Below are 4,752 nucleotides of genomic sequence, written 5' to 3' on the forward strand. Positions count from 1 at the left end.
GCCGGCGCCCACCGCGCCACCCGCCACGCCGTGCCGCCGCGCCCGCGCAGCCGCACCAGGGCGTCGACCATGGCCACGAACACCACCGGCATCAGCAGCAGCGAGTAGTGCCACTGCGTGCCCCAGTAGAACTCCACGTCGCCCACGAAGCGCCACGCGAAGGTGGGCAGCACGAGCAGCACCCACGGCGACCGGCAGGCCACGAACGCGGTGACCCCGAGCGTCAGCGCCACCGTGCCGAGCTTCACGTCGACGTCGGTGAGCAGCGTCGCGAGCAGCCCGCGCTCGCCGCCGAGGTTGCCGGTGTAGTCGTAGCCGCCGGACGTGTTGAGCGCGGGCAGCAGCACCGTGACGACCAGCAGCCAGCCGAGCACCCCGACCGCGGCCAGCACCGCGCCGAGGCGCCGGGCGCCGCCGAGCCACACGGCCGCCCCGATCACGGCGACGGTGAGTCCCAGGTCCTCCTTGACCAGCAGCAGCGGCAGCGACCACAGCGCGACGGCACGCCAGTCGCGACGCACGTAGGCGGCACCGGCGAGGGCCAGCAGCGGCACCCCGAGCGCCACCTCGTGGAAGTCGGCCACCACCGCCGACTGGACGCCGAACGACACCCCCATCGCGAAGGCGACGGCCACGCCGGACCAGGGGCCGAGCTCCCGCGCCGCCAGACGTCCGACCACCGCGACGCCGACGCCGATCAGCACGACCTGGGCCACGAGCAGGGTCTGCGCGGACGGCACGAGGGCGTAGACGGGGGCCAGCGCGGCGAGCAGGGGATGGAAGTGGTCGCCGAGCAGGTTGTAGCCGGGCCCCTTGATCTCGACCAGCGGCCAGCCGCGCTCGGCGTACGAGCGCAGCGCCTGCTCGAAGATCGCGTTGTCCCAGGACGCCGGCTCGTAGCGGGCGAAGCGGCGCAGCGAGAGCACCGCCAGCGCCAGGCTCGTCAGCACGGCCACGGCGAGCGGCGCCACGGCGGCCACGCGGTCCCCGCGGCGCACGCGTCCGGTGGTCGAGGCGCTCATCGTCCCCGATCCTGTCACGTGCGTCCGGCCCCGACGTAGGCTCCGGCCATGGGACGCGTCGTCTTCATGTGCGGGCCGTCCGGGTCCGGCAAGTCGACCGTGGCCCGCGACCTGGAGCGTCGCGGCATGGTGCGGCTGTCGTTCGACCAGGAGGCCTGGCGCCGGGGCATCACCACGGCCCCGGTGCCGGTCGAGGTCGGGCGCGAGATCGAGGCCGAGCTGCGCGCCCGGCTGCTGACGCTCGTCGTGGCCGGCCGCGACGTCGTGCTCGACTTCTGCTTCGCCACCCGCGCCCTGCGCGATGACTACCGCGCCCTGCTGGCCCCGACCGGCGTCGTGCCCGAGACGATCTACCTGGCCACCGACCGCGAGACCGCGCTGGCCCGCGTCCGCGCCCGCCGGGGACGCGACGCCGACGACCTGGTGCTGGACGAGGACGTCGTCGCGCGCCACCACGACACGTTCGAGCCACCGACCCCGGACGAGGGCCCGCTCCGGGTCGTCGGCGGCGACCCGGAGCGGGACCCGGTCGTCAGAGGCTGACGTCCTCCAGCATCTCGGTGACCAGCGCGGCCACGGGCGAGCGCTCGGAGCGGCTGAGCGTCACGTGCGCGAACAGCGGGTGGCCCTTGAGCTTCTCGACCACCGCGACGACGCCGTCGTAGCGGCCCACCCGCAGGTTGTCGCGCTGCGCGAGTCGTGGGTGAGGACGACCTTGGAGTTGGCCCCGATGCGCGACAGGACGGTCAGCAGGACGTTGCGCTCCAGCGACTGGGCCTCGTCGACGATGACGAACGCGTCGTGCAGCGAGCGTCCGCGGATGTGCGTCAGGGGCAGCACCTCGAGCATCCCGCGCTCGACGATCTCCTCCACGACGTACTCGCTGGCGACCGCCCCGAGGGTGTCGAACACCGCCTGCGCCCAGGGGCCCATCTTCTCGGACTCGCTGCCCGGCAGGTAGCCGAGCTCCTGGCCGCCGACGGCGTACAGCGGACGGAATACGACCACCTTCTTGTGCTGGTGGCGCTCCATGACCGCCTCGAGCCCGGCGCACAGCGCCATGGCCGACTTGCCCGTGCCGGCGCGGCCGCCGAGCGAGACGATTCCCACCTCCGGGTCGAGCAGCAGGTCGAGCGCGACGCGCTGCTCGGCCGAGCGGCCGTGGACGCCGAACGCCTCGCGGTCGCCGCGCACCAGCTGCACCTGCTTGTCGGCGGTCACGCGTCCCAGGCCGGACCCCTTGTCGCTGAGCAGCACCAGCCCGGTGTGGGTCGGCAGCTCGCGCGCGGCCTCCAGGTCGATGCGGCCGTGGGCGTACAGGTCGTCCAGGTCCAGCGCGTCGACCTCGAGCTCGACCATGCCGGTCCAGCCGGTCTCGACGGCGAGCTCGGCGCGGTACTCCTCGGCGGTCAGGCCCGACGCCGAGGCCTTGACCCGCATCGGCAGGTCCTTGGAGACGAGCGTGACGTCGCGTCCCTCGTCGGCCAGGTTCTTGGCCACCGACAGGATGCGGGTGTCGTTGTCGCCGAGCCGGAAGCCGGCCGGCAGGGACGAGGAGTCCACGTGGTTGAGCTCGACCCGCAGGGTGCCGCCCTCGACCCCGATCGGCAGCGGCCGGTCCAGGCCGCCGTGCTGGGTGCGCAGGTCGTCCAGCAGGCGCAGCGCCTGGCGGGCGAAGTAGCCCAGCTCGGGGTGGTGGCGCTTGGCCTCCAGCTCGGTGATGACCACGACGGGGATGACCACCTCGTGCTCGTGGAAGCGGGTCACGGCGCCCGGGTCGGCCAGCAGGACGCTGGTGTCCAGGACGTACGTGCGAGGGGTGCTCATGCTGTCGGCCACGATGTGCTCCTCGTGGGACCCGCGCGCGCCCTCGCCGGTCCCCTTACTCGGTAGGGGGGACCAGAACCTTCGGCTCCGGGGCGGGCGTCACAGGACGAACGTACGACCGCGGCGCGGCGCGCCCCGGCATTGCCGGCGTGTCGCAGGTTTCGGTCGCGTGAACAGTCAGCGGCCGAAGCGGCGCTCGCGCCCGGCGTAGGAGCGCAGGGCGCGCAGGAAGTCGACGCGGCGGAACGCCGGCCACAGCGCGTCGCAGAAGTAGAACTCCGAGTGGACGCTCTGCCACAGCAGGAAGCCGGACAGCCGCTGCTCGCCGGACGTGCGGATGACGAGGTCCGGGTCGGGCATGCCTTGGTGTAGAGGTGCTCGGCGATGTCGTCGACGTCGAGCGTGTGCGCGACGTCGGTCAGCGTGCGTCCGGCCTCCGCCTCGGTGAGGAGCAGCGAGCGGATGGCGTCGGTGAGCTCCTGGCGTCCGCCGTAGCCGACGCAGATGTTGACCACCGAGTCCTCGACGGCGCTCGTGGAGTCGGCGCTGTGCTTGAGCCGGGCGGCGGTCTCGGGCGGCAGCAGGTCCAGGCTGCCGAGCAGCTGCACCCGGCGGCGTCCGGTGCTGGCCAGGGTCTCGGTCAGCCGCTCGATGACGGCCAGCAGCCCGCGCAACTCGTCAGCGGGACGGTGCAGGTTGTCGGTGGACAGCACCCACAGCGTGACGATCTCGATCCCCAGCTCGTCGCACCAGCCGACGAACTCCACGATCTTGTCCGCACCGGCCTGGTAGCCGCCCACGAGATCGGCCCCGGCACCCTTCGCCCACCGCCGGTTGCCGTCGACGATCGCCCCCACGTGGCGAGGCACGCGGTCGGGCCGGAGCTCGCGCTGGAGCCTGCGCTCGTACAGCTGGTAGACGAGGTGGTTCAGGCCCATGCGGGCTACTCTAGGGCCATGCCAGAGACCAGGACGCCGGACGCCGCCCACGAGCTCGGCGACCGCCTCCGGGACACCGCGCAGGAGATCAAGCCGCGCCTTCGCGGCTGGCTGCACGCGGCCACCTCGCCCCTGGCGTTCTTCAGCTTCGTCGTGCTGCTGGTGCTCGCCGACGACACCCGCGTGCGGGTCGGCGCGGCCGTCTTCATGGTGTCGGCGCTGCTGCTGTTCACGGTCAGCGCGCTGTATCACACGCGCACGTGGTCGGACCAGGCTCGCGTGGTCTGGAAGCGCTTCGACCACGCCAACATCTTCATCCTCATCGCCGGCTCGTACACGCCGTTCTCGCTCATGCTGCTCGAGCCCGACCACGCGGTGGTGATGCTGTCGCTGGTGTGGGGCGGCGCGCTGCTGGGCGTGTTCTTCCGCATCTTCTGGGTCGGCGCCCCGCGCTGGCTGTACGTGCCGCTGTACCTGGCGCTCGGCTGGGCGGCGGTCATCTACCTGCCCGAGTTCGCCCGCGAGGCGCCCACGTCGGTGTTCGTGCTGATGCTCGTCGGCGGCGGTCTCTACACCCTCGGCGCCATCGTCTACGGCTTCAAGAAGCCCAACCCGTGGCCGCGCTGGTTCGGCTTCCACGAGGTGTTCCACACGTTCACGATCCTGGCGTTCATCGTGCACTACATCGGCGTGAGCATCGCCGCGTACAGCGGCTACTGAGCCGCCCCGCCCTGAGCACTGAGCCCGTCGAACGCGCTCAGCCGCGGAGCAGGGCGGTGAGCTCCTCGGCCGACGTCACGGGCCGGTCGCACACGAACCGCCGGCAGACGTACGCCGTCGCCCGTCCTTCGACCAGTCCGCGCTCGTCGAACAGCGGCACGTCCAGGCCCGGCTCGGCGGCCACGACCACGGCGCCCGGCGCCCCGGACGTCAGCGCGTCGTGCCGGTGCTGGCGCTGTTCGACC

Annotated in this window: 3 protein-coding genes and 3 pseudogenes; 2 read left to right on the forward strand and 4 right to left on the reverse strand. The window is 72.6% G+C overall.

Annotated elements, in window-relative coordinates; all coding sequences use genetic code 11:
* A partial coding sequence (locus AC2W7G_RS09355) for a DUF2079 domain-containing protein (protein ID WP_485868196.1) occupies positions 1-1,022 on the reverse strand: 1,022 nt, incomplete at its 3' end.
* A 48-nt stretch (positions 1,023-1,070) separates the two neighbouring features.
* Between AC2W7G_RS09355 and AC2W7G_RS09360 the strand changes: the two genes are divergently transcribed.
* Entirely contained in the window at positions 1,071-1,565 is a 495-nt protein-coding gene (locus AC2W7G_RS09360) for a P-loop nucleotide/nucleoside kinase family protein (protein WP_485868197.1), read from the forward strand.
* Here AC2W7G_RS09360 and phoH2 read toward each other — a convergent pair.
* A pseudogene (gene phoH2, locus AC2W7G_RS09365) lies at positions 1,555-2,849 on the reverse strand (RNA 5'-3' helicase PhoH2). The gene AC2W7G_RS09360 and the pseudogene phoH2 overlap by 11 nt on opposite strands.
* 177 nt (positions 2,850-3,026) lie before the next feature.
* Positions 3,027-3,787 (reverse strand): annotated as a pseudogene (locus AC2W7G_RS09370) (isoprenyl transferase).
* Between the two features lie 18 nt (positions 3,788-3,805).
* Here AC2W7G_RS09370 and trhA point away from each other — a divergent pair.
* Entirely contained in the window at positions 3,806-4,507 is a 702-nt protein-coding gene (gene trhA / locus AC2W7G_RS09375) for a PAQR family membrane homeostasis protein TrhA (RefSeq protein WP_485868198.1), read from the forward strand.
* A 37-nt stretch (positions 4,508-4,544) separates the two neighbouring features.
* Here the strand turns inward: trhA and AC2W7G_RS09380 are convergent.
* Positions 4,545-4,752, reverse strand: a pseudogene (locus AC2W7G_RS09380) (hypothetical protein); the annotation flags it as partial.

The sequence above is a fragment of the Aeromicrobium sp. PFPM2_SD2 genome (assembly GCF_057364525.1).